Source organism: Mesorhizobium sp. B2-1-1 (assembly GCF_006442975.2).
Taxonomy (GTDB): Bacteria; Pseudomonadota; Alphaproteobacteria; order Rhizobiales; family Rhizobiaceae; genus Mesorhizobium.
The window spans coordinates 4,221,012-4,247,522 of record NZ_CP083954.1 but is presented as its reverse complement, the minus strand read 5'-3'; the positions used below and the strand labels follow the sequence as shown (position 1 = coordinate 4,247,522).

Here is a 26,511-nt window from a genome sequence, read left to right as displayed (position 1 = left end):
CCTTGCGGGCGCTGCTGGTATCGGTCCGAGAGGTCGCGTCAGGCCGCTGCGGCGGCGGTGAGCCCGCGAAGAATATCGGTCATGAGGTCCTCGACATCCTCGAGGCCGATCTGGAGACGAATCAACGGCCCTTCATCGGGGCCCTTGGCAACGACGCGGTCGCCGAGCCAGACCGGCACGGCAAGGCTCTCGTAACCGCCCCAGGAGTAGCCGAGACCAAAGATCCGCAATGCGTCGAGGAACGCGTGCTGCTGTTTCTGGCCGCCGCCGGCAAGCACGATGGAGAAGATGCCGCTGGAGCCGGAAAAGTCACGCTTCCACAGCGCGTGGTCGGGATGACTGGGAAGGCCGGGGTGGAGCACGCGCGCCACGCCCTTCTGGCCCTCCAGCCATGCCGCGATGGCGAGCGCGCTGCGCTGATGGTGATCGAGGCGCACCCCCATGGTGCGCAAGCCGCGCAGCACCTGGTAGACGTCGTCGGGTCCGGCGCAGCAGCCAAGCGTGCAGAAGCTTTCATACAGCTGTTTACAGCAGGCCTCGGTGGCCGACACCGTACCCAGCAGCACGTCCGAATGACCGGCGGGATATTTCGTCGCCGCATGGATCGAGATGTCGACGCCATGGTCGAGCGGACGGAAATAAAGCGGCGTCGCCCAGGTATTGTCCATCATGACGATGGCACCGGCGGCGTGCGCGGCCTTCGCGATGGCTGGTATGTCCTGCACCTCGAACGTGTTTGAGGCCGGCGATTCCGTGAACACCACCTTGGTGTTCGGCTTGATCAAGGCGGCGATGCCCGCGCCGATGCCGGGAGCATAATACTCGACCTCGACGCCGAGCCGCTTCAGCATCGTGTCGGCGAAGTTGCGCGTCGGATGATAGACGCTGTCGACGATCAGCAGGTGGTCGCCCGCCGAAACGAAGGCAAGCAGCGGCACCGTCACCGCCGCCAGGCCCGACGGGACCACGATCGTGCCGGCCGACCCCTCCAGCGCGTCTATGGCCTGGGCCAAGGCGTCGGTGGTCGGTGTGCCGCGCGTGCCGTAGGTGTATTTCTGGTCCCGTCCAGCCATCGAGGCGGCATTGCGGAACAGCACCGTGGAGGCGTGCACGACAGGCGGATTGACGAAGCCGAAATAGTCGTGCGGGTTGTTGCCCGAATGGGCAAGCCGCGTGTTGATGCCCATTTTGCCAGTCACCGGCTCGTTGCCGTCTTTTGCCATTCGTCGTCGCCTTTTTTGGTAAGCCGCTAGCCATAGTGCGGCGACATGGACCGCGCAACAGCCGGCTTTCGCCAGGACCCCGACTTCGAATGTGCCAATTGCCGGAGCCGCCGCAGGCCGACTGCAAGCGTAATGGCGCGGCCAGAAAGCCCGCCGCCGGCAGCGGCATGCGTCGCCTGATAGCGCAAAGCGTACCTCACCATGACCCAGATCCAGCCAGAGGGCGCAGACATCGGCACGCAACCGGCCGGCAGAGCACAGTAACGCAGAGTAATCGGGCGGATGGATTTTTTGCGGACAGAGCGCAGCCTGGCGTAGGGCGAGCTTCGCCGGCTTTATTCGCGCTTCTGACTAAATTGCGGGCGCGTTTGTCTGCTATTCAGGCAATTGCGGCAAACGATTTTCAAACCCATCTGAATTCGGTCATTTTCCTTGACCTCACAGGAATTATCGCCTTCGATGCTGTTCGTGAATGGGAGGCGGCGCGTCGACTGCGATGCGGAGTTCCGGAAATGGGCCGGAACGAAAAGCTGCGTTCACGCGGGAAAAAAAGATCAGGTTTGCCTGAAAACAGAAAAGGGTCTGTGGGTCATGAAACACATTGCAATCGGCATCCTTGGAGCCGCCGCGCTTGGAGCCGTGGCTTCAACGGCTTCAGCCACCACGCTCGACACGGTCAAGCAGAAGGGCTTCATCCAGTGCGGCGTCTCGACGGGTCTGGCCGGCTTCTCCGCGCCGGACGACAAGGGTGACTGGCAAGGCATCGATGCCGATTTCTGCCGCGCCGTGGCGGCCGCCGTCTTCGGTGACGGCTCCAAGGTCAAGTTCACGCCGCTCAGCGCCAAGGAGCGCTTCACCGCGCTGCAGTCGGGCGAGATCGACATCCTGTCGCGCAACACCACCTGGACCATTAACCGCGACACGGCACTTGGCCTGAACTTCATCGGCACCACCTACTATGACGGCCAGGGCTTCATGATCAACGCCAAGAAGCTGCCGGGCGTCAATTCGGCGCTTCAGCTGTCCGGCGCCGCCGTCTGCGTGCAGAGCGGCACCACCACCGAGCTCAACCTCGCCGACTACTTCAAGGCGAACAAGATGGAGTACAATCCGGTCGTTTTCGAGAAGCTCGAAGAGGTCAACGCAGCCTATGACGCCGGCCGCTGCGACGTCTACACCACAGACCAGTCGGGCCTTTACGGCATCCGCCTGACGCTGGGTGCGCCGGCCGATCACGTCGTGCTGCCGGAGATCATCTCCAAGGAGCCGCTCGGACCGGCAGTGCGCCAGGGCGACGACCAGTGGTACCATATCGTCAAGTGGACCTATTTCGCGCTGCTCGATGCCGAGGAACTCGGCATCACCAAGGCCAATGTCGACGAGATGAAGAACTCGGCCAGCCCTGAGATCAAACGCGTGCTCGGCCAGGAAGCCGACACCAAGATCGGCACCGATCTCGGCGTCTCCAACGACTGGGTCGTCAACATCGTCAAGGCGGTCGGCAATTACGGCGAAATGTTCGACCGCAATGTCGGCTCGGGCAGCCCGCTGAAGATCGCCCGCGGCATCAACGCGTTGTGGACCAAGGGCGGCCTGCAATACGCTCCACCGATCCGCTGATCGAAATGTGATCCGGAAGGCAGAACCATCTGCCTTCCGGTTTCTCTTTCACAGGGGACGGTGATATGGCATCGCAGGAAGTCCTTCGCGAGGATACAAGTCGCGGCTCCTTTATCAACGACCCGAAAGTCCGCAGTCTCTTCTTCCAGACACTGGTCGTCGTCGTTCTGTTCGGCTCTGTCTGGTGGATCGTGCAGAACGTCATCGACAATCTGCAGCGTCTTCACATCGCCTCCGGTTTCGGCTTCCTCAGGGGCCGCGCCGGATTCGACATCTCGGACACGCCGATCGCCTACACGTCCGATTCGACCTACGGTCGCGCCATCATTGTCGGCCTGATCAACACCATCATCGTCGCCGTGGCCGGCATCGTCACCGCGACCATTATCGGCTTCGTCATCGGCATCGGCCGGCTGTCGCAGAATTGGCTGATCCGCAAGATCTGCACGGTCTATGTCGAGATCTTCCGCAACATCCCGCCGCTGCTGGTCATCTTCTTCTGGTATTCGGGGGTGCTGGCCGTGTTGCCGCCGCCGCGCGAGAGCTATAACCTGCCTTTCGGTTCCTTCCTCAACCAGCGCGGTTTCTATTTCCCGCGCGCCGTCTGGGGCGAGGGCTCATGGCTGATCTTCGTGGCGCTCATCGTGGGTATCGCCATGGCCTGGTTCGTCGCCCGCAAGGCGCGCCAGCGGCAGATGGCGACGGGTCAGCAGTTTCCCGTGTTCTGGACGTCCGTCGCGCTGATCGTCGGCCTGCCGCTGCTCGCCTATGCGCTGAGCGGCTTTCCGCTGAGCTTCGATTTTCCGAAACAATCGACCTTCAACCTGACCGGCGGCTTCCAGGTCAAGCCGGAGTTCCTGTCGCTCTATCTGGCGCTGTCCTGCTACACGGCGGCCTTCATCGCCGAGATCGTGCGGGCCGGCATCAGGGGTGTCAGCAAGGGCCAGACCGAGGCCGCCGCCGCACTTGGCCTGCGCTCGGGATCGATCCTGCGGCTGGTCGTGGTGCCGCAGGCCATGCGCATCGTCATCCCGCCGTTGACCAGCCAGTATCTCAACCTGACCAAGAACTCCTCGCTGGCCATCGCCATCGGCTATCCGGACCTGACGGCGACCGCCGGCACGGTGCTCAACCAGACCGGCCAGGCGGTCGAGGGCGTGCTGATCATGATGATCGCCTATCTCATACTCAGCCTGGTGACCTCGGCCGTGATGAACGTGGTCAATGCCAGAATGGCGTTGGTGGAAAGGTAGGGCCATGCAGGAACACGACATGTCCTGGGTGCGCACCGAAATGGCCCTGGCGGAGGCGGCGCCGATCAGCGAGCGTGGCCTGTATGCCTGGGTCCGCAAGAACCTCGTCGGTTCGGTCGGCGACACCATCCTCACCATACTCGGCATCATCATCGTCGCCTGGGTCCTGCCGCAGGTCATCAACTGGGCCTTCATCAATGCCCAGTGGACCGGGCCGGACCGGACCGTCTGCGCGACCGTGGCGCAGGGCGGCATCCAGCCCGATGGCTGGAGCGGAGCCTGCTGGGCCTTCGTCAACGCCAAGTTCGGCCAGTTCATGTTCGGCACCTATCCGGTCGAGGAGCGCTGGCGGCCGATCCTGGTCGCCATGCTGTTCGCGGCGCTGCTGGTGCCGATGCTGATCCCCAGCGTGCCGCGCAAGGGCCTGAACGCCATCCTGCTTTTCCTGGTGCTGCCGATCGTCGCCTTCTTTCTTCTGGTGGGCGGCGTGTTCGGTCTGCCGCATGTCGAGACGTCGCGGTGGGGCGGACTGCTGATCACGCTCAGCCTCTCCTTCGTCGGCATCGCCGTGTCGCTGCCGCTGGGCACCGTGCTGGCGCTCGGCCGGCGCTCCAAGATGCCGATCGTCAAGATGCTGTGCATCGTCTTCATCGAAGCCGTGCGCGGCATCCCGCTGATCACAGTGCTGTTCTTCGTCAGCGTCATGCTGCCGCTTTTCCTGCCGGCCGGCGTCACCTTCGACAAATACCTGAGGGCGCTGATCGGCGTGTCGCTGTTTGCCGCCGCCTATATGGCGGAAGTGGTGCGCGGCGGCCTGCAGGCGATCCCCAAGGGCCAATACGAGGGCGCCGATTCGCTCGGCCTCGGCTATTGGCAGAAGATGGGACTGATCGTGCTGCCGCAGGCGCTGAAGCTGGTCATTCCCGGCATCGTCAACACGTTCATCGGCATGTTCAAGGACACCAGCCTGGTCCTCATCATTTCGATGTTCGACCTGCTCGGCGTCGTCAAGCAGAACTTCTCGGACGCCAACTGGGCGACGCCGCAGACCGCGAAATCCGGTCTCGTGTTCGCCGCCTTCGTGTTTTGGCTGTTCTGCTTCGGCATGTCGCGCTATTCAATGTATACGGAACGCCGGCTCGACACCGGTTACAAACGATAAAAAGGGGATTGGTTCATGGCCACCGAAAACGCCGTCAGCGCGGAAGAGATCAAGGTCAATGCCGCGAAGATGCACATCTCGACCACCGATGTCGCCATCGACATCATCGCCATGCACAAATGGTATGGCGAGTTCCATGTGCTGAAGGACATCAACCTCAAGGTGATGCGCGGCGAGCGCATCGTCATCTGCGGCCCGTCCGGCTCCGGCAAGTCCACCATGATCCGCTGCATCAACCGGCTCGAAGAACACCAGAAGGGCAAGATCTTCGTCGACGGCAAGGAATTGACCAACGATCTCAAGAAGATCGACGAGGTGCGCCGAGAGGTCGGCATGGTGTTCCAGCACTTCAACCTGTTCCCCCACCTGACCATCCTGGAGAACTGCACGCTGGCGCCGATCTGGGTCCGCAAGACCCCGAAGAAACAGGCCGAGGAGATGGCCATGCATTTCCTCAAGCGCGTCAAGATCCCCGAGCAGGCCAACAAATATCCGGGCCAGCTCTCCGGCGGTCAGCAGCAGCGCGTGGCGATCGCCCGTTCGCTGTGCATGAACCCGCGCATCATGCTGTTCGATGAGCCGACCTCGGCACTCGACCCGGAAATGATCAAGGAAGTGCTGGAGACCATGGTTAGCCTTGCCGAGGAAGGCATGACCATGCTGTGCGTCACCCACGAGATGGGCTTTGCGCGGAAAGTCGCCAACCGGGTGATCTTCATGGATCAGGGCCAGATCGTCGAGCAGAACACGCCGGCCGAGTTCTTCGATCACCCGCGCCACGAGCGCACGAAGCTGTTCCTGTCGCAGATATTGCACTGAGCGCTGCCTCGTCGAAATGGAAGGAGCCCGGCCGCGCCACGGTCGGGCTTTTTCACATTTGGCCGATCGGATCGTTTCGATTGAAACGTGATGGAATCGCAAGAACTATGCCCGGATGAGAAAACGCCTTCGTTTCCTGGCCGTGCTGGTGGCCGCGGTGGTGCTGGTCGCGGCACTCGGCACACTGGTGCCGCGACCACTCTGGCCGGCTGCCGCGGCCGGCGAGGGCGCCAGGCACATTCTGGTGCTGAGCAATCCGATCCACACCGACATCGCCATTCCCGTCGATGATGGCGTGCGCCGGCGCTTTCGCTTCCTCGCCGCTGCCGGCCAGCCTTCCGACGCGCCCGAGGTGCGCTACATCGTCTTCGGCTGGGGCGGCCGCGCCTTCTACCTGGAGACGCCGACTTGGTCGCAGCTGAAGGCGATGCCCGTATTCAAGGCCCTGACGCTTGACGCTTCAGTGATGCATGTCGAGGTCGCCGGCAATATCTCCGGACCCGATGTCGCCGGCTTCGACATCCCGGAAGACCGCTTTGCCGCGTTGCTCGACTTCATCGATGCGAGTTTTCAGCAAGGACCAGGCGGGCCGATCGTCATCGCAGGGGCCGCCTATTCCGATTTCGACCGCTTCTATGAGGCGAACGGCCATTTCAATGCGCTGGCCGGCTGCAACACCTGGACGGCCGCCGCCTTGCGAACCGCCGGCCTGCGCACGGGTTGGTGGAACCCGCTGCCGGTCTCGCTCGGGTGGTCGTTGAAGCTGTATAATGGTAGGTAGCGCAGATAACGCCAACGCCTCGTTCGAGTTCTAGGCCCGCCATCCATAAAGCCAGTCCAAATCCGCGGCGAGCTTCTCCGGCGTCCGCATTTTCAGGAAAAGGTTGCGCGCCAACGCCACCGGACCCCAGGCATGCCAGGCAAGGCGGTTGAGGGCGCCGCGACGTGCCACTCTCACGACGCGCGGCCGGCGCAGACCTTCCCAGATTTGAAGACTTCCGGCCAGGTCGGCAGGGGAGGTGGCCATGACGTCGGCAAGCGTGGCGGCATCCTCGATGGCCATCGCGGCGCCCTGTGCCGCGAACGGCGTCATGGCATGCGCCGCGTCGCCGACCAGCGCGATGCGGCCCGACCTTACCCATGGCTGCTTCTGATCGACCGTATGGATCGGCCAGGCCGCCCACGGGCCGGCCAACTCCGCAAGCCTTGCCAGCGCCGGCGCGGTGCGGCGCATGGCGCCGGCCAGGATTGCGGGATCGGCATGGCCGGACCAGCCTTCGGCGATACGCTCGCCCCTGGTGAAAGCGACGAGATTGATGGCGCTGCCCTTGCTGACGGGATAGGCGACCATGTGAAAGCCGGGATGCAGGAAGGTGGTGACGCAGTCCGGCGCACCGATCTCTGCAAAAGCTTGCCCGGCAGGACTGTCTGCGCTGACGGTTGCCCGCCAGGCCAGTTCGCCGGAGAAGTGGCTTTTCGCAAGCCTGGTTTTCCTTCCTTGGTCGGCAAGTCCGCGCACCGACGACCAGACGCCATCGGCGCCGACCAGAAGGAAACCTTCCGCCGCGACGAGCCTGCCACCCACATCGGCTGCCGCGGTGACGCCTGAACTGCTGATCGTGACGCTGCCAAGGCGCGCACCAGTAGTGAGATGAACATCGGGCATGGCAGCCACGCGCGCCATCAGCGCGTTTTGCAGGTCCGCTCGATGCGCCACGAGGTAGGGCGCACCCCAGCGCGCCTCGCCGGCTCGTCCAAAAGGTACGCGCGCCAGTTCGCCCAAGGTTGCCGCATCCTTCAGCACCACGGCTTCCGGCCTGACGGCATTGGGAAGAAGTGCGTCGAGTACGCCGAGCTCACGCAGGATGCGTGTCGCGTTGGGCGAAAGCTGGATGCCGGCGCCCGCCGCTTCTAGGCGCTGCGCCTGTTCGAAGATCCGTACGGGATAGCCCCGCTCGGCGAAAGCCAACGCCGCGGTCAGCCCGGCAATACCCGCCCCGGCGATGATGACTTGCCGGGACTGTGCGTCTGCCATTGGCCGGGCCGCTGGAAGTCAGGCGGCCTGGTCGATGTAGAGGCAGCCGGCCGGCAGCGTTTCCATCGCCGTCAGCTTCGGCGAATAGCGGTAGAGCGTCGAGCAGTAGGGGCAGACCTTCTCATTGTCGTCGCCCATATCGAGAAACACATGCGGATGGTCGAAAGGCGGGTTGGCGCCGGTGCACATGAATTCCTTGACTCCGATATCGATCGCCGGATGGCCCGCATCGTTCTGGAAATGGGGAATGGAACCGCCTGCCATCGTCGTCTCCTTTAGCGCAGTCTGCTCAGCGTTTGGATCATAACCGGCCTGTTTGCAAGTTCGATGAAATGAAACTGTCGCAAAAGCCTGTCAGAGGATAAGTTAAGCCGGTTAACCGGCTGGAGCATCGCGGCCAGGCGCAACAGCCTGGGCGCCGCCCGAAAGCGGCGAAGCAACCAGACGTGGGAAGAGCAGGAACCATGAACGAACTGAAGCCGGTCCAGAGCGAGTTCATCAATGCGGAAGCGGCAAGCCCGGAAGGCAATCCGGATCGTTTCGTCAATCGCGAGTTCTCCTGGTTGCAGTTCAACCGCCGCGTGCTTGAGGAATCGCAGAACACAAACCATCCGCTGCTGGAGAGGGTACGTTTCCTGTCGATCTCCGCGGCCAATCTCGATGAGTTCTTCATGGTGCGCGTCGCCGGCCTGGCCGGCCAGGTTCGCGAAGGCATCGTGTTGAGAAGTCCGGACGGGCGTACCCCCGAACAGCAGCTCGAACAGCTGCTGCGCGAGGTCGAACGGTTGCAGGAAGACCAGCAGAAAAGCCTTTCGGCGCTGACCGTGCTGCTCAACAAGGAAGGCATCGAGAGCATCACCCGCGACGCGCTGACCAAGGACGAGAAGGCCTGGCTGGAGGAGCACTTCCAGGACCAGGTGTTTCCTGTTCTCACGCCATTGTCGATCGACCCGGCGCATCCGTTCCCGTTTATCCCCAATCTCGGCTTCTCGATGGCGCTGCAGCTTCGCCATCGCAAGAACGGCGAGGAGATGAGCGCGCTCTTGCGCCTGCCGGTGGCGCTGAAGCGTTTCATCCGTTTGCCGGACCGCAAGCACCATGTCCGCTTCATCCCGCTGGAAGAGGCGGTCGGCCTTTACATCGGCAAGTTGTTCCCGGGTTACGAGGTCAAGGGCTCCGGCACGTTCCGCATCATTCGCGACAGCGACATCGAGGTCGAGGAGGAATCGGAAGATCTCGTGCGCCTGTTCGAGACCGCGCTAAAGCGCCGCCGCCGCGGCTCCGTCATTCGCATCGAGTTCGACATGCTCATGCCGGCCGAACTGCGCGAATTCGTCGCCGGCGAACTCGGCGTTTCGTCGAGCCGCATCAGCGTCCTGACCGGCCCGCTGGCGCTCAGCCAGATTTCGGAGATCGTCGCCGTTGCCCGCGACGACCTCAAATTCACGCCCTACAATCCGCGTTTCCCCGAGCGCATCCGCGAGCATGGCGGCGATTGCTTCGCCGCTATCCGCGAGAAGGACATCATCGTCCACCACCCCTACGAATCCTTCGACGTGGTGGTGCAGTTCCTGCGCCAGGCGATGGCCGACCCGGAAGTGGTGGCGATCAAGCAGACGCTTTACCGAACCTCCAACGACAGCCCGATCGTGCGTGCGCTGGTCGACGCCGCCGAGGCCGGCAAGTCGGTGACGGCACTGGTCGAGCTCAAGGCTCGCTTCGACGAGGAGGCCAACATCCGCTGGGCGCGCGACCTCGAGCGCGCCGGCGTCCAGGTCGTGTTCGGCTTCCTCGAGCTCAAGACCCACGCCAAGATGTCGCTGGTGGTGCGGCGCGAGGACGGCAAGCTGCGCAATTATGTGCATCTGGGCACCGGCAATTACCATCCGGTGACCGCGCGCATCTACACCGACCTGTCCTTCTTCACCACCGATGCAACGATCGCACGCGATGTCGCCCAGCTTTTCAACTTCATCACCGGCTATGCCGAGCCGACCGCCGAAATGCGGCTGGCGATCTCGCCCTTCACGCTGAGGAACCGTATCCTGCAGCACATCTCCGATGAGGTCGCCCACGCGCTCGAGGGACGGCCGGCACGCATCTGGATGAAGATGAACGCCCTTGTCGATCCGATCATCATCGACGCGCTCTACGACGCCAGCCGAGCGGGCGTCGAGATCGACCTGGTCGTGCGCGGCATATGCTGCCTGCGGCCGCAGGTGCCGGGCCTGTCGGAAAACATCAGGGTCAAGTCGATTGTCGGCCGTTTCCTCGAGCACAGCCGCATCTATTGCTTCGGCAATGGCCACGGCCTGCCGTCGGACGAGGCCGTCGTCTACATCTCCTCGGCCGACCTCATGCCGCGCAACCTCGACCGCCGCGTCGAGACCATGGTGCCGATCACCAACCCAACCGTGCATGAACAGGTGCTGGGCCAGATCATGCTCGGCAACATCATGGACAATCAGCAAAGTTTCGACGTATTGGCTGATGGAACCTCCCGGCGCGTCGTGCTCGAGGAGGGCGAGGAGCCGTTCAACGCACAGGAATATTTCATGACCAATCCGAGCCTGTCGGGACGGGGTGATGCGCTGAAATCGCATGCGCCGAAGCGGATCGCGCAATTCAAGCGCCGCAAGAAGAACGCCGCCGCCTGATGCTGTCCGATTCCCAGGGCCGGCTGCAGGATCGCCGACCGCTGTCCATCATCGACATCGGCTCGAATTCGATCCGCCTTGTCGTATATGAGGGGCTGGCGCGCTCGCCGACCATGCTGTTCAACGAAAAGATGCTGGCGGGCCTCGGCCGCGGCATCGTGTCGACGGGGAAGCTCGACCCCGAGGGCGTGACACGGTCGATGGAGGAGTTCCGCCGCTTCCGCGCGCTCTCCGACCAGGCCGGTGCCGAGCACATGTACGTGCTGGCGACCGCGGCTGCCCGCGAGGCCGTCAACGGCCCCGATTTCATCCACCGCGCCGAAGACGTGCTCAAGACCGAGATCCGCGTGATCAGCGGCCGCGAGGAAGCCCATTATTCCGCGCTCGGCGTCATCTGCGGCTTTCATCCGGCCAACGGTATTGCGGGCGACCTCGGTGGCGGCAGCCTTGAACTGGTCGACGTCAACGGCGAAGCGATCGGCGACGGCATAACATTGCCGCTGGGCGGCCTGCGCCTGCAGGACATGGCCAAGAATTCCCTCACGCAGGCGGCGAAAATCGTGCGCGACGAGCTGGGGCGGGCGAAGCTGCTGAAAGGCGGGCAAGGCAGGCCTTTCTATGCCGTCGGCGGCACCTGGCGAAATCTCGCCCGGCTGCACATGGAGATGACCAACTATCCGCTTGGCGTCATGCACCACTACGAGATCGGCGTCGAAAGTGCCGCCAATTTCCTGCGGCAAGTGGCGAAAGGCGAGATCGAGAAGATCAAAGGCATCGAGGGTGTTTCGAAGAATCGCCGCTCGCTCCTGCCTTACGGCGCCATCGTGCTGCAGGAAATCATGGCGGCGATGCAGCCGTCGAAGATCATCGTCTCGGCGCTCGGCGTGCGCGAAGGCTTCCTCTATTCCCTGCTCGACCAGGCCGAGCAGAAGGCCGATCCCCTGATCTCGGCATCGGAGGAACTCGCCCGGCTGCGCTCGCGCTCGGTCACCCATGCGCATGAACTCGTCGACTGGACGGCCAAGACCTTTGCCGCTTTCGGCATCGACGAGACCGAGGACGAGGCGCGCTACCGCCACGCGGCGGCATTGCTGGCCGACATCGGTTGGCGCGCGCATCCCGAATATCGCGGCAAGCAATCGCTCAACATCATCGCCCACGCCTCCTTTTTCGGCGTGGACCACCCTGGCCGCGCCTATCTGGCGATGGCCAACGCCTATCGGCACGACGGCATCTTCAACGAAGCCATCGCGCCCGAAATCAAGGCGCTGGCGACACCGCGCTATCTGGAGCGAGCGCGGGTGCTGGCGGCATCGATGCGCGTCGTCTACCTGCTGACCGCCTCGATGCCCGGCGTCATGCCGAGACTGAAATGGGAGCAGCGCGGCAATGGCGTGCTGGCGCTGGTCTTGCCGGCATCGCTGGCAGATCTCTATGGCGAGCGCCCGGCCGGGCGCCTGGCGCAACTGGCGCGAATTACCGGCCGCCGCCTGGAACTGGCGGTCGAAGGTGGGCCGAGCGTTTCGGTGAAATAGGTACGGCCTACCAGAGCGTGAGTTATCTGATCCACGCCGATATTGACCAACTCAATCGCGCCACTTGTTCAGCGGCTTCGTGTTTGAAGACCGGCTTCCCCCACTCCGTCTTGGCTTCGCCAAGCCACCTCTCGCCCGTCGATCGGGGGAGAGGTGTCGAGCGCAGCTCGACGGAGTGGGGGTCGACTTGACACGGGCGTTGGCTTGGCTCGGGCATTGAGAGTCCAACCCGGGGCATTTGTCTGGTTGGTTCCGGGCCTGCCCTTGGATTTAGGCGATATCAAACAGCAGCCCGCCCGTCGACCGACCAGGCGCCGGCGCCGGCCATGGCGAGCGCCAGAAAGCCGCCCGATATCGCGATGTCCTTCATCAGCATCTGCTGGTGCAAGAAGGCAAGCGTCGCATCATCGGCGCCCTGGCCGTAATGGCCGATGAAGCCGGCAACGATGCAGAAGGCGGCCAAAAGCAGAGCCACGATCCGGGTCTGGAAGCCGATGAGTATCAGCAGTCCGGCGATCAGCTCGAACAGGCCCGTGCCCCACGCGGCGAGCCCCGGGAGCGGCAGGCCAAGGCCGGCGAAATAGCCCGATGTGCCGGCAATGTCGGCGAGCGCATGGAAGCCTGACGGTACGAACAGCGCGGCAAGCAGCAGCCGCGAAGCCAGAAGCAGTGCGTTGCGAGGCATGGTCACCTCCGTTGTCGGTTGGCCGGTTTGGGCCTTTACCCACCCGGACCGATCGATCCTACCACCAATGCCCCGGCAAATCCGGGCGCTGAATTGAGGCTTCTGGACCGACAACGAAACAGTGGCGCGGAAAATTCCGCGCCACTGCTGTCAAAGACGGGGGAGGGAAGTTCAGCCGCGCTTGGCGTCGACCGAATAGGCGCCGGCGCCTGAGGAAGCCAGCACGAGGAAGCCGCCGGTGATCGCCAGGTTCTTCATGAAGTTGATCATCTGCATCTGGTCGGCCCAGCCGGTGTGGGCGACCAGGGCCGTGGCGACGGTGAAGATCGCCAGCACCCAGGCGGCAATCCGGGTCTGGAAGCCGACGAGAATGGCCAGACCGCCGAGCAGTTCGATGAGGCCGACGACGATGGCCGTCACGGTCGGCAAGGGCAGGCCGAGGCCGCCGAAATAGGCCGCGGTGCCGGAAAGGGCGCTGAGCTTGCCGAAACCGGAAAGCAGGAAAATGACCGCGAGCAGGATGCGGCCGAGCAGGATCGTGACAGAACTGTTGGACGCGGTGCCGGTGCCGGCGAAGGAAGTGTTGGTGGACATGGTGGCTCTCCGAATGGGGTTGATCGCCCGTCAGATAGACCATGCTGACTGTTCACCAAAGCCGCCTGTCTGGCGACACATTGTTCACAGGACATACGTTTCCGTGAACCGGTGAAAAACGGAAATTCGTGCTGGTCGATGTGGTGGCGGGAGCATATTTTCCCGCCGAAAAAGTGCCTTCACCCCGGATGGGTCATATCTTCCGGCCGCACGATCCGGTCGTAGTCGGCTTCGCTGACCAGCCCGGTGGCCAGCGCTTCCTCGCGCAGCGTGGTGCCATTCTTGTGCGCGGTCTTGGCGATCTTGGCGGCGCTGTCGTAGCCGATGGTGGGCGCAAGCGCCGTCACCAGCATCAGCGAGCGGTCGAGGGCCGCCTTGATGTTGTCTTCCCGCGCCTCGATGCCGACGACGCAATTGTCGGTGAAGGAGACCGAAGCGTCGGCGAGCAACTGCACCGATTGCAGGAAGTTGTAGGCCATCAGCGGGTTGTAGACGTTGAGCTCGAAATGGCCTTGGCTGCCGGCAAAGGTGAGCGCCGCATTGTTGCCGAACACCTGCACGCAGACCTGGGTCATCGCTTCGCACTGCGTCGGGTTGACCTTGCCCGGCATGATCGAGGAACCCGGCTCGTTTTCCGGCAACGACAGCTCGCCAAGTCCCGAGCGGGGCCCTGAACCGAGGAAGCGGATGTCGTTGGCGATCTTGAACAGCGCGGCGGCAGCGGCGTTGATGGCACCGTGCGAGAATACCATGGAATCATGGGCGGCGAGCGCCTCGAACTTGTTCGGCGCTGTGACGAAGGCGATGCCGGTGATGGCGGCGATGCGGTCGGCCACCCGCTCGGCGAAGCCGACGGGCGCGTTGAGGCCGGTGCCGACGGCGGTGCCGCCCTGCGCCAGTTCCTGCAGGCCGGGCAACGTCAGCTCGATGCGCTTGATCGACGAAGCGACCTGCGCGGCGTAGCCCGAGAATTCCTGGCCCAGCGTAAGCGGGGTGGCGTCCTGCGTGTGGGTGCGGCCGATCTTGATGATATGGCTGAACTCTCTGCTCTTGGCGGCGAGCGCCTTGTGCAGGTGCTTCAGCGCCGGCAACAGGTCATGCACGATGCGCTCGGCGCAGGCGATGTGCATGGCGGTCGGGTAGGTGTCGTTCGACGACTGGCTCATATTGACGTGGTCGTTCGGGTGCACCGGCTTCTTGGAGCCCATGACGCCGCCCAGCATCTCGATCGCCCGGTTGGAGATCACCTCGTTGGCGTTCATGTTGGATTGCGTACCCGAGCCGGTCTGCCAGACCACCAGCGGGAAATGGTCGTTGAGCTTGCCGTCGATGACTTCTTGAGAGGCTTCGACGATCGCCTTGCCGATCGCCGGATCGAGCCGCTTCAGCTCCATATTGGCTTCCGCCGCCGCCCGCTTGACGATGCCGAGCGCGCGCACGACGGATGCCGGCTGCTTTTCCCAACCGATCTTGAAATTGCCGAGCGAACGCTGCGCCTGCGCGCCCCAATAGCGGTCGGCGGCGACCTCGATGGCACCGAACGTATCGGTTTCGGTTCTGGTCTTGGCAGCGCTCACGGCAAGTCTCCGGTCTGTCGATTTGGGCAACGGCGTATCGCGTTGCACAAAACGCATCAAGCGGAGATTGCGGGCGGTGAAGATGCAAATCGGTTGAAGACGGAGCCAATCTCCCCGCTCGTGGGGAGATGCCCGGCAGGGCGGCGGGGGCGCGAAGGAACGCTATCTGTCGTCATTCAACTGCGTTCAGGTTAGAACAAGCGCGGAAGTGCAATCGAATGAGAGATCGGCGGGACAGCGCCCCCCTCTGGCCTGCCGGCCATCTCCCCCACGAGGGGGGAGATCGGCTGTCCACTCACTCCGCCGTATACCCGCCGTCCACCGCAAAGACGCCGCCCCGCCTCTGATCAGACGCCGTCTCCGGGCGGACTGGAGATCAGCAACAAAGCCGCGAGCGCGATGTCGCCGACAGGCGCACGGTTTCGGTTGGTCTGGCCAGGTCATGTCGGACGGCGTGCGAGAAGGCCTGCCATGCAGGCGAGGCGGCAAGCGCGGTTTCATGCTGGGCGTGCGCTTCTTCGCCATCAAAACCCATCACACTGATGAAAACATTCTCACTCGCTCGCACCGGCAGGCGTGGAAAGCTGTTTTCCGCGTGCTCCGTGACGAAAGCGGCGAGCAGCCGCGCACCGGGTGACGCCGTCATCGGCGCGACTTCGGCCTCGAAGCGGCTGGCGAACGCGGCCTCTGCGCCCGGCCGCAAATGATAAATCCGAATCACGACCATGCCTGACAGCGGCGTGCTTCTGCCTGGCTTTTCGTCGGCAGCCAAGCCCGCGCGTAATGCGCCGGAGAGATCGAAGCCAGCGCCGGGCCACGCAGGTTTGAGCAGCAGCACATCGTCGGAATCGATCATCGTGGCGTTGGCGGCATTGCGGTGCGCTGCCCATACCGGACCGTCATAGAAGGCGCTCAGGGCGCCTTTGCGCACCTCCATGTCCTCGAAGCCGCGCAGCCAGACGAACATGTCGGGGCGATCGAGATCCCGGAATTGGCCGATGATGGTCATCCCGGCCTCTTCCTGGCCTTCGATCAGCTTGCCGTCAAAGAGGTCGATAAGGGTATCGCGTTTGCCGGGTTTCAGCGTGTACTGCCGCAGTTCGACGACCGGGGAGGCGAGCGCTGCTGTCTCCGATGTGGCACTCAGGGGCAGGCTCATAAGCTCGTCTCCAAAAACAGGGTGATCATCCTGTTTTATAAAACAGACCGGTTGTCCTGTTTTGTCAATCTGCTAGCTTCTTTTTCTTCCCTCCTGGAGGGGCACGGTGGAGATTCCCGATGACAGGGCATGCCCAGAAGCGCGCCAATGATCCCGAAGGCATGCGCAACAGAGTGCTCGATGCCGCGCAGGAGTCCTTTCAGGTACGCGGCTATCACGCGTCCAGCCTCGGCGATCTGATGGCGGCGGCGGGTGTCAGCGGCGGCGCGTTGCATCATCATTTCCGGACCAAGAAAGCGTTGGCGCTGGCGGTGATCGAAGAGCGTGTGGCCGCGGCGGTCGAAGAAACATGGATGGCGCCTTTGCGGGCGGCCGCTTCGGCGCGCGAAGGCGTGCGTGCAGCCTTCGAAGCCGTGGCGGCGGAACTTGAGCAACAAGGCTTCGTGCGCGGCTGTCCCCTCAACAACCTTGCACATGAACTGTCGCTCGCCGATGCCGAATTGCGCGCCGCCCTTGCCGGCATTTTTGCCGGCTGGCGCCAGGCGATCGCCGACAAGGTCCGGGCTGATCAGCAGGCGGGCAGGGAGCAGGACACCGACCCGCAGCGTTTCGCCGCCCTGGCCGTCGCGGCCTATTCCGGCGCGATGTCGATGGCCAAGACGGCGCAGGATGCCGGCATGTTGCGCGATTGCCTGGCGGGGCTGGAGCAGAGTGTCGCCCAAGCTTCGCCCATGGCCGCAACGAGGCGGCGTCGCAGGATATTGCTGCCACCGGGAAACCTTTGATGCCGAGAACGGGAACGATCCCTACAACTCAGTTCCGTTCTGGGGGAGGGCAGCCGTGGACCGGGCGCTGAACTTTACTGCTGACCGGTGTCCGTGCTGAACTTCAACCCATGATGAAGCGCTTCTCACCAAAATCGGTATCACGACGCCGTTTTCTGGCGCGGGCCGCCGGTCTTGCCACGGCCCTTGCGCTTCCACGCCCGGCGCTCGGCCAGACCGGGCAGCGCATTCAGCCTGTCGACGCCACCTTCCTGTTCATCGCCGATGTCCATGCCTGCCGCATGGCCAGCGGCTTGAGTCCCAATTGCCAGCAGGAAGGCAAGACCGACGCTGCCTTGCTGCGCAATGTGGCGGCTCTGAACGGCATTGGCGACAAGACATGGCCCGTCGAGATCGGCGGCGTCCCGACGGGCCTACGCTCCGCCGGCAGCCGAATCGGCACGCCGCTCGGCCTCGTCATCGGCGGCGACATGACCGACGATGGCGGTGGTCAGATCACCCAGCCGAGTGAAGGCACGCAATTGCTGCAATTCAGCCAGCGTTACCAGCAAGGCATGGGGCCTGACCGCGTGCATGTTCCAGTCTATGTCGGGCTCGGCAATCATGACCTCGACCAAAACGGCCCGCGGCATCACGTTGACTGGTACCGGCGCGAAATGCGCGACTATGTCGAAGTCAATCACCGTGCCGGCGTGTTCTTCAAGCCACCGGTTCCAGCCACCGACTACGATGTCGAGACCGACTGCTATGCGTGGGACTGGGGCGGGCTGCATCTCGTCCAGACCCACCGTTTCGCTGGCGACACCGGCCATGGCGCGGACAGCAGCCTGCCCTGGCTGAAGCAGGATCTGGCGACCTATGCGGCGGACGGCCGCCCGGTCATCCTGTTTCAGCATTATGGCTGGGATAATTTTTCGACTGAGCGATGGGATCCCGCCAAAAAGGCGTTCGACGACGACGGCAAGGGGCCGCCGCATTGGTGGAGCGATGCGGACCGTCAGGCACTGCTTGCGGCCCTGAAAGGCTACAACGTGATTGCCATCTTCCATGGCCATCAGCACGAGGTGCCGATGATCTATCAGCGCGACGGCCTTGATCTCTTCAAGCCAAAGGCGGCCTATATGGGCGGGTTCGCACTGGCGCGGGTCACCAATGATGGCATGGATGTCGTGCTGGGCGAAGCCAGCGACGATCACGGCGGGGTCACATTCACCAACGCCTTCAGCAAACCGTTCCAGACATGAAAGCCCGCAGCGGCCTTTTCGTCCCGGACGCTGACTGACGTCGACCTGGCAGTGCGCTCGGGCCTCGGCCTCCGCTACGAGATGCCGCCGATGATGACCGCCGCGATGTAGGGGCCGAAAGAAAACGCCCCTCGCACCTTTTATCGTGCGGGGGGCGTCTTTGCCGTTCGCTTTTCCTTCGATTGCTCTCGTGAATTGCTGACGACAACCATGAAACGTGCTTCGACCGAAATGGCTCCCGGCGCGTCCAGATTTTTTTAGGGCCGCTTTGTTCAGTGCCCGATTGGCGTGAACCGTCGCGGCGGGTGAGCCAAGAATTGACATGGCCGTTTAAATAGCTTACAAGACCTTTGTCGATATTTGTTGACTGACTTTTGTTATCCGCGCTTTGCGGCGCGCCTTTGACGAACTTCCCACATCAAAAATCGAGACAAACGACGTTGTGCATCCGCATGACGGCGAACGAGTATTTGCCATGGAAAGGGTTCGTCATGAGCACCGGCACAGTTAAATGGTTCAACGCCACCAAAGGTTTTGGTTTTATTCAGCCTGACGACGGCTCTGCCGACGTTTTCGTCCACATCTCGGCCGTAGAGCGCGCCGGCATGCGTGACATCGTCGAGGGCCAGAAGCTCGGCTACGAGATGGTCCGCGACAACAAGTCCGGCAAGATGTCGGCCGACCAGTTGAAGGCGGCCTGAAAAAGGATTCAGCCTTCCCGGTGACCACGGATGTACTGGCACTGGTGAATGGCGAATTCGGGCGCATGGCGGCGGAAACCTGAGTTTTCGCACGCTGCGTGCCGGAGCGTCCTGTGCATCCACTGGATGCGCGACGCTCTCATGGAAGGTCAGGCGGTGCCTGGCCTTTTTCACTTTGTGGGTCTCGCCGCCGAAAATGCGCTGCGCGTCGGCCTGAACGTGCTAAGGGACGCTCCAGCAAGTTGAATCCGCCGCCCCAATGCTTTTGTGCGTGGGTCCTGACTGAAGACCGGTCTTGCCCTATCGGCACGAGACTCCTGACAGGAGAAAGATTTTGACCGCCAATTCGAAAACAGCTGCTGATCAGGCAGTGCCCTTGTTCAGCAAGACGCAAACCCAGTCGATGTCGCTCAACCGCATCATTTCCGAACGCGATGCCCTCACCCAGGCGCGTGAAGCCAAGACCGCGCGTTTGCGCGAACTGCGCCTGGAAAAAGAGGCAGATGAAATGGCTGCGGCGGCCGCACAGGCGGCGTTGCCGAAACGGGCCGGAAGACGCTGATGGCGACGAAGCGTGTGCCGGCGACACCAATCGCCGCTGATGCGACCATCGCCGATATGGTCGAAACATTGGACAAGCCAGTCGAATATGTCCGGCGTGTGCTGGAAAAACTCGAACGCTGCAAGCGCGTCCATGGCGATGCACAGGTGCGCGTCGGCGTGCGGGGCCGCGCCGAGTGCCCGAACTATTTGATCGAATATGTCCGCCAAGACGCCAAGACCCGCGAGCCGGTGACCCATCAGGACGCCGCCTACAGCGGCAGCACGCATCGCGAACTGGCGCCGCATCACATCGCGGAGGCGAGGAACTGGTCGCCTGAGGAAATGAACATAACGGCGGTTTCGGCCCTGATCGGCCGTTTGCGCAGTCCGCGCGCACCATCGCGCTTCGCCGACGAGGACTGAGATGGCCATAAAATTCTCCGCCAAGGACCAACCGCCGGCGCCCGCCGCCGCTGCAAAGCCGGTCAAGCCGGCTGCCGCGCCGAAGGCCGATGCAGCTGCCGAGGCCGCGACCGATCTATTCAAGTCGCCGGCCGAGGCGCCGTCGCGCAAGGCAGGCAAGAAGAAATAGCGCCTTGCCGCAAGACGCCGACCGCAATCCTGCTGCGCAGGGGCTGTTCAACCCGGTGGCCGCAGCCAGCCTTTCATCGTCGCAACGAGGCACCGTCCCGGCATTTGATTGCCAGAGCTGCGGCGCCTGTTGCTCCTACTCGGCCGAGTGGCCGCGCTTTTCCACCGAGGACGACGCGCACCTCGACCGTATCCCGGACAAGTATGTCGCGACCGATCTGTCGGGTATGCGTTGCGAGGGCCCGCGCTGTTCGGCCCTCTGTGGCGAAGTGGGCAAGGCAACCGCTTGCGGCATCTACGAGCTGCGCCCGGATGTCTGCCGCGCCTGCATGCCCGGCGACGAGGATTGCCTGATGGCGCGTCGGGCGCACGGGCTGCCTGTCCTCTGATCTGACGGCGCCGCGGCTTGTGCGCGGGGATTTCGCTGCTACGCTGCCCGCCGGGCAGCACAGCGGAGGACCAAATCGTGAGCATCGAATTCTTGTTGACGTCGCTGATCGTGGTGGCTTCGCCCGGCACCGGCGTCCTCTACACGCTGAGCGCCGGGCTTTCCCGCGGCGCCCGCGCCTCAATCGTCGCCGCTTTCGGCTGCACGCTCGGCATCATCCCGCATATGGCTGCCGCCATCACCGGCCTCGCCGCGCTCCTGCACACCAGCGCGGTCGCCTTCGAGACGCTGAAATATCTGGGCGTCGCCTACCTCCTTTACATGGCCTGGAACACGCTGAAGGAGAGGGGTGGTCTGAACGTCGAGGACAATGTCGCGCCGCGCTCCACCGGCAAGGTGATTGCGAGAGGCATCCTCGTCAATGTGCTCAACCCGAAGCTGTCGATCTTCTTCTTTGCCTTCCTGCCGCAGTTCGTCAGCACGACCGAGCCGCACGCGCTGTCGAAGATGCTGGAACTGAGCAGCGTCTTCATGCTTTTGACCTTCGTCATCTTCGTCGGCTATGGCATCTTCGCCGCCTCGATCCGCAGCCATGTCGCGTCGCGGCCGAGGGTGCTGACCTGGATGCGCCGCACGTTCGCCGGCGCTTTCGTCATGCTCGGCGCCAAGCTTGCGCTGGCGGACAGGTAGAATTCGTTCGCCTCGCCTTGGCACGAAATCGATGCCGAACAATGAGAAGGCGAGCCTTGGCCCGCCTTCTTTTGTTCTTCAACTCCGGACTAGCCGGCAATCATTTGTTCGCGCCGCCGAGCGCCTTCAATTTTTCGCAGAACGGGGCATACGGCTTGCTCATCGCCGCATCCTGACATTCCTTCATCATCATGGCTTGGTCGTCCTTGGACATTTTTGCCCAGGCGGCTTTCATCTCGGCGTCGGATTTCATCGTCTTCATGCTCGCATCGGTGAAGAACGGTTCCATCATCTTGGGCGAGTCGAGCGCTCCGGCAAGTGCCGTGCCGCTGAGAACGGTCAACGCGAGTGCTCCAAAGCAGGCGGTTCTGATGTTCATGACATTAGTCCTCCCTATGGTCTTTCTCGATCGTCGAATGGCGGTCGGACTCTATTCCTAGCACAAACCGATGTGTATTAGGTGTAACTCATATGGTGAAGCCGGCCTATCCCTTGACGTAGCCCATCGCCTCGACGATCCGCCCGCCCTCGACGCGCATCAGATTGACGCCGCGCAGCGAATTGCCGTCCGCCATCCAGTAGCGCCAGCGGATCGTCGCCCGCTCGCCGGCGACGAAGGTCTCCTCGATGTCGAAGCGCGTGCCGGGCTGGGTCGCGATCGCCGTCCATAGCCCGACGCAGGCCGCCTTGCCGGCATGGCGCGCACCGTCCGGTGCCGGCACGGTGTTTTCAATCACGCAGTCCTCGCCCACCAACTCGGCAAGCGCCGACGGATCGTGCAACTGGAACACATCGTTGAAGCGCCGCATGATCTCGGCTGTCCGCCGCGACTCTGGATGACCGTCCATGATGCTGCTCATCTCGTACTTCTCCTGATTCATTGTTGCGCGGCGGTACCCACGAGGGTCGCCTTGAGGTTGATCTGGGCCACGCCGGCCAGCGCGCGCGAAACGAGACAGCTCGCCTTGGCGGACTGGGCAAGGCGCTCGAACTGGTCTTCGGCGAGCCCCGTGACCTCCACCGCCGTTTCAAGGTCGATGCGGGTGATGGTCGGCCCGGCCTCGGTCGCTCCGAGGTGCACCCTGGCGATGGTGCGGATGTCCCGGGGAACATGACCTCCCTGGCCAAGGATGAAGGTCAGCGCCATCGAGAAACAGCCGGCATGCGCGGCCGCGATCAGTTCTTCCGGGTTGGTGCCGGGGCCGTTCTCGAAACGCGACGGAAAGGAATAGGCGCCTTCGAACACACCGCTGCCGAGCCGCAGCCGGCCTGAACCTTCCCTCAGCGTGCCTTGCCACTCGGCCGAAGCTTCACGAATTGTCATTGCTGTTCTCCCTTCTGGTTCGATCGATATGAAAGATCAGGCTCCGTCGATGACGACCTTCCCGAAGACGTCGCCCTGCTGGAAATAGCGGTAGGCGTCGCGGGCCTCGGCGAAGGGGAAGACCTTGTCGATGACCGGTCTCAACCGGTGCGCCGAGACGGCGTTGAGCATCGTTTCGAGGTTTGCGCGGCTGCCGACGAACAGACGGCCGATTGTGACGAGGCTGCGCTGATAGACGGCGCCGGGGATCTGCACCGTTGCGCCCTTCGCATCCTGAATGGTGAGCAGCACGATGCGCCCATAAAGCGCGCTGGCGATCAGCGACTGCGCGAAGGTCGGCGGGCCGCCGGTTTCGACGGTAAGGTCGATACCGCCGGTTTCGCCACGCACCATCGCCCCCCATTCCGGCATGTCGGTCGAGGAGACGACGAGGTCGGCCCCCATCGCCCGCAGCTTGCCGACCTTCTCGGCGCGAGAGGTGACGGCGACGACGCGGCAGCCGAGCAGCTTGGCGAACTGCAACGCGAACAGCGAGACGCCGCCCGAGCCTATGACTAGAACCCATTGGCCGGGCTTGGGAATCTCCGCCCCGGTCAGTGCGTTCCAGGCTGTCAGGCCGGCGCAGCTCAGCGTTGCCGCCTCGCGCCAGTCGAGATGCTCGGGAACTCGCACCGCCCATTGCTCGTCAAGCACGGCGTACTCGCCGAGCATGCCATCCAGCGTGCAGCCGAGCTGGTCGATCAGTCCGGCATTGATGCGGCCATCGATCCAGCGGGCGAAATAGCTGCCGGTGACACGGTCGCCGACGGCAAAGCGTGTGACATCATCGCCGATGGCGACGACCTCGCCGGCGCCGTCGCTGAGCGGAACGATCCCGCGGCGCGGTGTCAGGGGGTAGGTGCCATTGAGGATCATCGTATCGCGTCGGTTGAGCGAGGTGGCGCGCACCCGCACCACGATCTCCTGGGGACTTGGCTCCGGTCGCACCTCTTCCCGCATCACCAGACATTCGGTTCCGCCCAACCCTCAAGACGATAGCTGCGCATTTCGGCTCTCGATTATATAGACTGATCTACATATTATGTAGACCAGTTGTCATATTTCTGGCAAGGCTTATAAGGATCTCTCCTGACAGAGGTTGACATGGCGAACGATACGAGAGCCCGCATACTCGAAACGACCGGATTGCTGCTCAGGCGGCGCGGCTATCACGGCACTTCGCTCAATGACATACTGAGCGCCAGCGGCGCCCCGCGCGGCTCGCTCTATTTCCACTTTCCCGGTGGCAAGGATCAGCTGGTCGTCGAAGTGACGCGCGCCAGCGTGGCCGAGGTGACTGAGAGGCTTGGCGCCGAGCTGGCGGCGGAAAGCGATCCGGCGGTTGCCGTTCACCACATTTACCAGTCGGTCGCTCGCATGCTGGAGGACAACGAATTCTCGCTCGGCTGCCCGATCGCGCCGGTCGTGCTCGATGCGCCGAACGACGTGCCGGACTTGGAGGAAATCTGCCGCTCCGCTTTCGAGCAGTGGATCGGCCTGCTGCGCCAGGCGTTTGTCAGGGCAGGGGTGGTCGAGCGCCGCGCACGGGCGCTGGCGCTGTTGGTCGAGTCCTCGCTGGAAGGCCTGATGGTGATTGCCCGCGCCACCCGCGATCGCTCATCGATCAACGTCGTGGCCGATGAGGTGGCTACCCTGATCGAGCAGGCAGTCCTCGCCGGCAAGGCGACGCGGCAAGCGGAGAGCACTGCTGTCTGACGCTGGTTCCAACCGACTACGCTGAAGCAAAGCCTGAATGTGCAAAGAAAAGGGCGGCATCGCTGCCGCCCTTTCCGCATGCATAAAGCAGATGGCTGGATTAGAAGTCCATGCCGCCCATACCGCCCATGCCGCCGCCGCCCATGCCGCCAGGCATGCCGCCGCCAGCCGACTCCTTCTTCGGAGCCTCCGCGATCATGGCTTCGGTGGTGACCAGCAGGCCGGCGACCGAGGCCGCGTCCTGGAGAGCCGTACGCACGACCTTGACCGGATCGACGATACCCATGGCGATCATGTCGCCATATTCGCCGGTCTGGGCGTTGTAGCCGAAGGTCGCGCCCTTGTTCTCGAGGATCTTGCCAGCAACGATCGATGCTTCCGCACCGGCGTTGGCAGCGATCTGACGGGCCGGGGCCTGCAGTGCGCGGCGAACGATGTTGATGCCGGCGGCCTGGTCGGAGTTGACGCCGGTGGCCTTGAGGTTGCCCGAAGCGCGCAGCAGGGCCACGCCACCGCCGGCAACGATGCCTTCTTCTACGGCCGCGCGGGTCGCGTTGAGGGCGTCATCGACGCGGTCCTTCTTTTCCTTCACTTCCACTTCGGTCGCACCGCCGACGCGGATAACGGCAACACCGCCGGCGAGCTTGGCCAGACGCTCCTGCAGCTTCTCCTTGTCGTAGTCCGAGGTGGTCTCCTCGATCTGCTGCTTGATCTGGGCAACGCGGCCCTGGATCTCGGCCTTCTTGCCGGCGCCGTCGACGATGGTGGTGTTCTCCTTCGAGATCGACACCTTCTTGGCGCGGCCGAGCATGTTGAGGCCGACATTCTCGAGCTTGATGCCGAGGTCTTCGGAGATGACCTGGCCACCGGTGAGGATGGCGATGTCTTCCAGCATGGCCTTGCGGCGATCACCGAAGCCCGGAGCCTTGACGGCGGCGATCTTCAGGCCACCGCGCAGCTTGTTGACGACCAGCGTGGCCAAGGCCTCGCCTTCGACGTCTTCCGAGATGATGAGCAGCGGCTTGGAGGTCTGCACGACCGCTTCCAGGACCGGCAGCATGGCCTGCAGGTTGGAGAGCTTCTTCTCGTGGAGCAGGATGTAGGCGTCCTCGAGATCGGCAACCATCTTATCGGGGTTGGTGACGAAGTAGGGCGAGAGATAGCCGCGGTCGAACTGCATGCCTTCGACGACTTCCAGCTCGGTCTCGGCGGTCTTGGCTTCCTCGACGGTGATGACGCCTTCGTTGCCGACCTTCTGCATCGCTTCCGCGATCATCTTGCCGACCGACTCGTCGCCATTGGCCGAGATGGTGCCGACCTGGGCGACTTCCTCGGAGGTCTTGATCTTCTTGGCGGCCTTGCCGAGAGCTGCGACCACTTCGGTCACGGCCAGGTCGATGCCGCGCTTCAGGTCCATCGGGTTCATGCCGGCGGCAACCGCCTTGTGGCCTTCCTGGACGATCGACTGCGCCAGAACGGTCGCGGTCGTGGTGCCGTCGCCGGCGATGTCGTTGGTCTTCGAAGCGACTTCGCGGACCATCTGTGCGCCCATGTTCTCGAACTTGTCCTCAAGTTCGATTTCCTTGGCGACGGTGACGCCGTCCTTGGTGATGCGCGGTGCGCCGAACGACTTGTCGATGACGACGTTGCGGCCCTTGGGGCCGAGCGTGACCTTCACCGCGTCGGCGAGGATGTTGACGCCGCGCAGCATGCGCTCACGGGCGTCGCGGGAGAATTTTACGTCTTTGGCAGCCATGTTCAACTCCTGGCAGGGGCTCGGATCGAGCCCGAAGATTTAAGATTCAGTTGATGGAAAGGCCGATATTCAGCCGATGATGCCCATAATGTCGGATTCCTTCATGATCAGAAGGTCTTCGCCATTGAGCTTGACTTCGGTGCCCGACCACTTGCCGAACAGGATGCGGTCGCCAGCCTTAACGTCCAGGGGCACGAGCTTGCCAGCTTCGTCGCGGGCGCCGGAGCCGACGGCGATGATCTCGCCTTCCTGCGGCTTTTCCTTCGCCGTGTCGGGGATGATGATCCCGCCGGCGGTCTTGGATTCGGATTCGACCCGGCGTACGACCACGCGGTCATGAAGCGGGCGGAACTTCGACTTTGCCATGTTTTCTTCCTCGATGAGAACGGTGAGAAACAGTTCCTCCGTCCGGCGA

General features: G+C 63.2%; 29 protein-coding genes. 16 read left to right on the top strand and 13 right to left on the bottom strand.

Annotation, left to right across the window (positions count from 1 at the left end; translation table 11 throughout):
* Positions 1-38: 38 nt before the first annotated feature.
* Positions 39-1,223, bottom strand: coding sequence for a cystathionine beta-lyase (locus tag FJ972_RS20930; RefSeq protein ID WP_140521611.1), 1,185 nt, complete (start codon positions 1,221-1,223; stop codon positions 39-41).
* Between the two features lie 591 nt (positions 1,224-1,814).
* Between FJ972_RS20930 and FJ972_RS20925 the strand changes: the two genes are divergently transcribed.
* From FJ972_RS20925 to FJ972_RS20905, 5 genes are all read left to right on the top strand, one after another.
* Positions 1,815-2,843: an amino acid ABC transporter substrate-binding protein gene (locus FJ972_RS20925; protein WP_140494320.1), complete on the top strand. Its 1,029-nt coding sequence runs from the start codon at positions 1,815-1,817 to the stop codon at positions 2,841-2,843.
* A 65-nt stretch (positions 2,844-2,908) separates the two neighbouring features.
* Positions 2,909-4,096 (top strand): amino acid ABC transporter permease, encoded by a 1,188-nt coding sequence (locus tag FJ972_RS20920; RefSeq protein WP_140494318.1) that lies wholly within the window; start codon positions 2,909-2,911, stop codon positions 4,094-4,096.
* Positions 4,097-4,100: 4 nt separating this feature from the next.
* Positions 4,101-5,258: an amino acid ABC transporter permease gene (locus FJ972_RS20915; RefSeq protein WP_140515507.1), complete on the top strand. Its 1,158-nt coding sequence runs from the start codon at positions 4,101-4,103 to the stop codon at positions 5,256-5,258.
* Between the two features lie 69 nt (positions 5,259-5,327).
* Positions 5,328-6,077, top strand: a complete 750-nt coding sequence (locus FJ972_RS20910) for an amino acid ABC transporter ATP-binding protein (RefSeq protein WP_181165173.1) — start codon at positions 5,328-5,330, stop codon at positions 6,075-6,077.
* A 115-nt stretch (positions 6,078-6,192) separates the two neighbouring features.
* Positions 6,193-6,858, top strand: a complete 666-nt coding sequence (locus FJ972_RS20905) for a TIGR02117 family protein (RefSeq protein WP_140521613.1) — start codon at positions 6,193-6,195, stop codon at positions 6,856-6,858.
* 30 nt (positions 6,859-6,888) lie between these two features.
* Here FJ972_RS20905 and FJ972_RS20900 read toward each other — a convergent pair whose 3' ends face one another.
* Both FJ972_RS20900 and FJ972_RS20895 read right to left on the bottom strand, forming a co-directional pair.
* Positions 6,889-8,112, bottom strand: coding sequence for an FAD-dependent monooxygenase (locus tag FJ972_RS20900; RefSeq protein WP_140521615.1), 1,224 nt, complete (start codon positions 8,110-8,112; stop codon positions 6,889-6,891).
* A gap of 18 nt (positions 8,113-8,130) precedes the next feature.
* Entirely contained in the window at positions 8,131-8,376 is a 246-nt protein-coding gene (locus FJ972_RS20895; protein WP_140494310.1) for a zinc-finger domain-containing protein, read from the bottom strand.
* A gap of 200 nt (positions 8,377-8,576) precedes the next feature.
* Between FJ972_RS20895 and FJ972_RS20890 the strand changes: the two genes are divergently transcribed.
* Positions 8,577-10,769, top strand: a complete 2,193-nt coding sequence (locus tag FJ972_RS20890) for an RNA degradosome polyphosphate kinase (RefSeq protein ID WP_140494308.1) — start codon at positions 8,577-8,579, stop codon at positions 10,767-10,769.
* A complete protein-coding gene (gene ppx / locus FJ972_RS20885; protein WP_140521617.1) occupies positions 10,769-12,304 on the top strand; it encodes an exopolyphosphatase in 1,536 nt (511 codons plus the stop codon). Before FJ972_RS20890 ends, ppx begins: the two co-directional genes overlap by 1 nt.
* Before the next feature lie 280 nt (positions 12,305-12,584).
* Here the strand turns inward: ppx and FJ972_RS20880 are convergent, their stop codons facing one another.
* The 4 genes from FJ972_RS20880 to FJ972_RS20865 all read right to left on the bottom strand — a co-directional run bounded on the left by FJ972_RS20880 (position 12,585) and on the right by FJ972_RS20865 (position 16,319).
* Entirely contained in the window at positions 12,585-12,989 is a 405-nt protein-coding gene (locus FJ972_RS20880; RefSeq protein WP_140494304.1) for a DoxX family protein, read from the bottom strand.
* A 171-nt stretch (positions 12,990-13,160) separates the two neighbouring features.
* The gene (locus tag FJ972_RS20875) at positions 13,161-13,583 is read right to left on the bottom strand and encodes a DoxX family protein (protein WP_140494302.1); all 423 of its coding nucleotides are present in this window, start codon (positions 13,581-13,583) and stop codon (positions 13,161-13,163) included.
* Positions 13,584-13,762: 179 nt separating this feature from the next.
* Positions 13,763-15,160 (bottom strand): class II fumarate hydratase, encoded by a 1,398-nt coding sequence (gene fumC, locus FJ972_RS20870; protein ID WP_140521619.1) that lies wholly within the window; start codon positions 15,158-15,160, stop codon positions 13,763-13,765.
* A gap of 376 nt (positions 15,161-15,536) precedes the next feature.
* Positions 15,537-16,319: an NIPSNAP family protein gene (locus FJ972_RS20865; protein ID WP_140515517.1), complete on the bottom strand. Its 783-nt coding sequence runs from the start codon at positions 16,317-16,319 to the stop codon at positions 15,537-15,539.
* Between the two features lie 119 nt (positions 16,320-16,438).
* Here FJ972_RS20865 and FJ972_RS20860 point away from each other — a divergent pair, with 119 nt between their 5' ends.
* The 8 genes from FJ972_RS20860 (at position 16,439) to FJ972_RS20825 (ending at position 21,261) form a co-directional block, all read left to right on the top strand.
* On the top strand, positions 16,439-17,104 hold the full coding sequence (locus FJ972_RS20860) for a TetR/AcrR family transcriptional regulator (RefSeq protein ID WP_140521621.1): 666 nt from the start codon (positions 16,439-16,441) through the stop codon (positions 17,102-17,104).
* A gap of 110 nt (positions 17,105-17,214) precedes the next feature.
* Positions 17,215-18,348, top strand: coding sequence for a metallophosphoesterase (locus tag FJ972_RS20855; protein ID WP_140494294.1), 1,134 nt, complete (start codon positions 17,215-17,217; stop codon positions 18,346-18,348).
* A gap of 491 nt (positions 18,349-18,839) precedes the next feature.
* Positions 18,840-19,049, top strand: a complete 210-nt coding sequence (locus FJ972_RS20850; protein WP_010915421.1) for a cold-shock protein — start codon at positions 18,840-18,842, stop codon at positions 19,047-19,049.
* Positions 19,050-19,383: 334 nt separating this feature from the next.
* Complete coding sequence (locus tag FJ972_RS20845) at positions 19,384-19,611, top strand: hypothetical protein (protein WP_140515521.1); 228 nt, start codon at positions 19,384-19,386, stop codon at positions 19,609-19,611.
* Entirely contained in the window at positions 19,611-20,015 is a 405-nt protein-coding gene (locus FJ972_RS20840) for a hypothetical protein (protein ID WP_140494290.1), read from the top strand. The genes FJ972_RS20845 and FJ972_RS20840 overlap by 1 nt, the downstream gene beginning before the upstream one ends.
* 1 nt (position 20,016) lies before the next feature.
* Positions 20,017-20,184 carry a hypothetical protein gene (locus FJ972_RS20835; protein ID WP_181167560.1) on the top strand — a complete coding sequence of 56 codons (168 nt, stop codon included), beginning with the start codon at positions 20,017-20,019 and terminating at the stop codon, positions 20,182-20,184.
* A 4-nt stretch (positions 20,185-20,188) separates the two neighbouring features.
* Positions 20,189-20,572, top strand: coding sequence for a YkgJ family cysteine cluster protein (locus FJ972_RS20830; RefSeq protein WP_140521623.1), 384 nt, complete (start codon positions 20,189-20,191; stop codon positions 20,570-20,572).
* Between the two features lie 77 nt (positions 20,573-20,649).
* On the top strand, positions 20,650-21,261 hold the full coding sequence (locus FJ972_RS20825) for a LysE family translocator (protein WP_140494286.1): 612 nt from the start codon (positions 20,650-20,652) through the stop codon (positions 21,259-21,261).
* A 100-nt stretch (positions 21,262-21,361) separates the two neighbouring features.
* Here FJ972_RS20825 and FJ972_RS20820 read toward each other — a convergent pair whose 3' ends face one another.
* The 4 genes from FJ972_RS20820 to FJ972_RS20805 form a co-directional block, all read right to left on the bottom strand.
* Positions 21,362-21,640 (bottom strand): hypothetical protein, encoded by a 279-nt coding sequence (locus tag FJ972_RS20820; RefSeq protein WP_140494284.1) that lies wholly within the window; start codon positions 21,638-21,640, stop codon positions 21,362-21,364.
* Positions 21,641-21,746: 106 nt separating this feature from the next.
* On the bottom strand, positions 21,747-22,121 hold the full coding sequence (locus FJ972_RS20815) for a nuclear transport factor 2 family protein (RefSeq protein WP_140494282.1): 375 nt from the start codon (positions 22,119-22,121) through the stop codon (positions 21,747-21,749).
* 17 nt (positions 22,122-22,138) lie between these two features.
* Positions 22,139-22,585 carry an OsmC family protein gene (locus FJ972_RS20810; RefSeq protein WP_140494280.1) on the bottom strand — a complete coding sequence of 149 codons (447 nt, stop codon included), beginning with the start codon at positions 22,583-22,585 and terminating at the stop codon, positions 22,139-22,141.
* Positions 22,586-22,621: 36 nt separating this feature from the next.
* Positions 22,622-23,584, bottom strand: a complete 963-nt coding sequence (locus tag FJ972_RS20805; RefSeq protein ID WP_140522160.1) for a zinc-dependent alcohol dehydrogenase family protein — start codon at positions 23,582-23,584, stop codon at positions 22,622-22,624.
* A 144-nt stretch (positions 23,585-23,728) separates the two neighbouring features.
* Between FJ972_RS20805 and FJ972_RS20800 the strand changes: the two genes are divergently transcribed.
* The gene (locus tag FJ972_RS20800) at positions 23,729-24,340 is read left to right on the top strand and encodes a TetR/AcrR family transcriptional regulator (RefSeq protein WP_140494276.1); all 612 of its coding nucleotides are present in this window, start codon (positions 23,729-23,731) and stop codon (positions 24,338-24,340) included.
* Between the two features lie 100 nt (positions 24,341-24,440).
* Here FJ972_RS20800 and groL read toward each other — a convergent pair whose 3' ends face one another.
* The gene (groL, locus tag FJ972_RS20795) at positions 24,441-26,096 is read right to left on the bottom strand and encodes a chaperonin GroEL (protein WP_140494274.1); all 1,656 of its coding nucleotides are present in this window, start codon (positions 26,094-26,096) and stop codon (positions 24,441-24,443) included.
* Positions 26,097-26,165: 69 nt separating this feature from the next.
* Complete coding sequence (gene groES / locus FJ972_RS20790) at positions 26,166-26,462, bottom strand: co-chaperone GroES (protein ID WP_006203049.1); 297 nt, start codon at positions 26,460-26,462, stop codon at positions 26,166-26,168.
* Between the last annotated feature and the right edge of the window lie 49 nt (positions 26,463-26,511).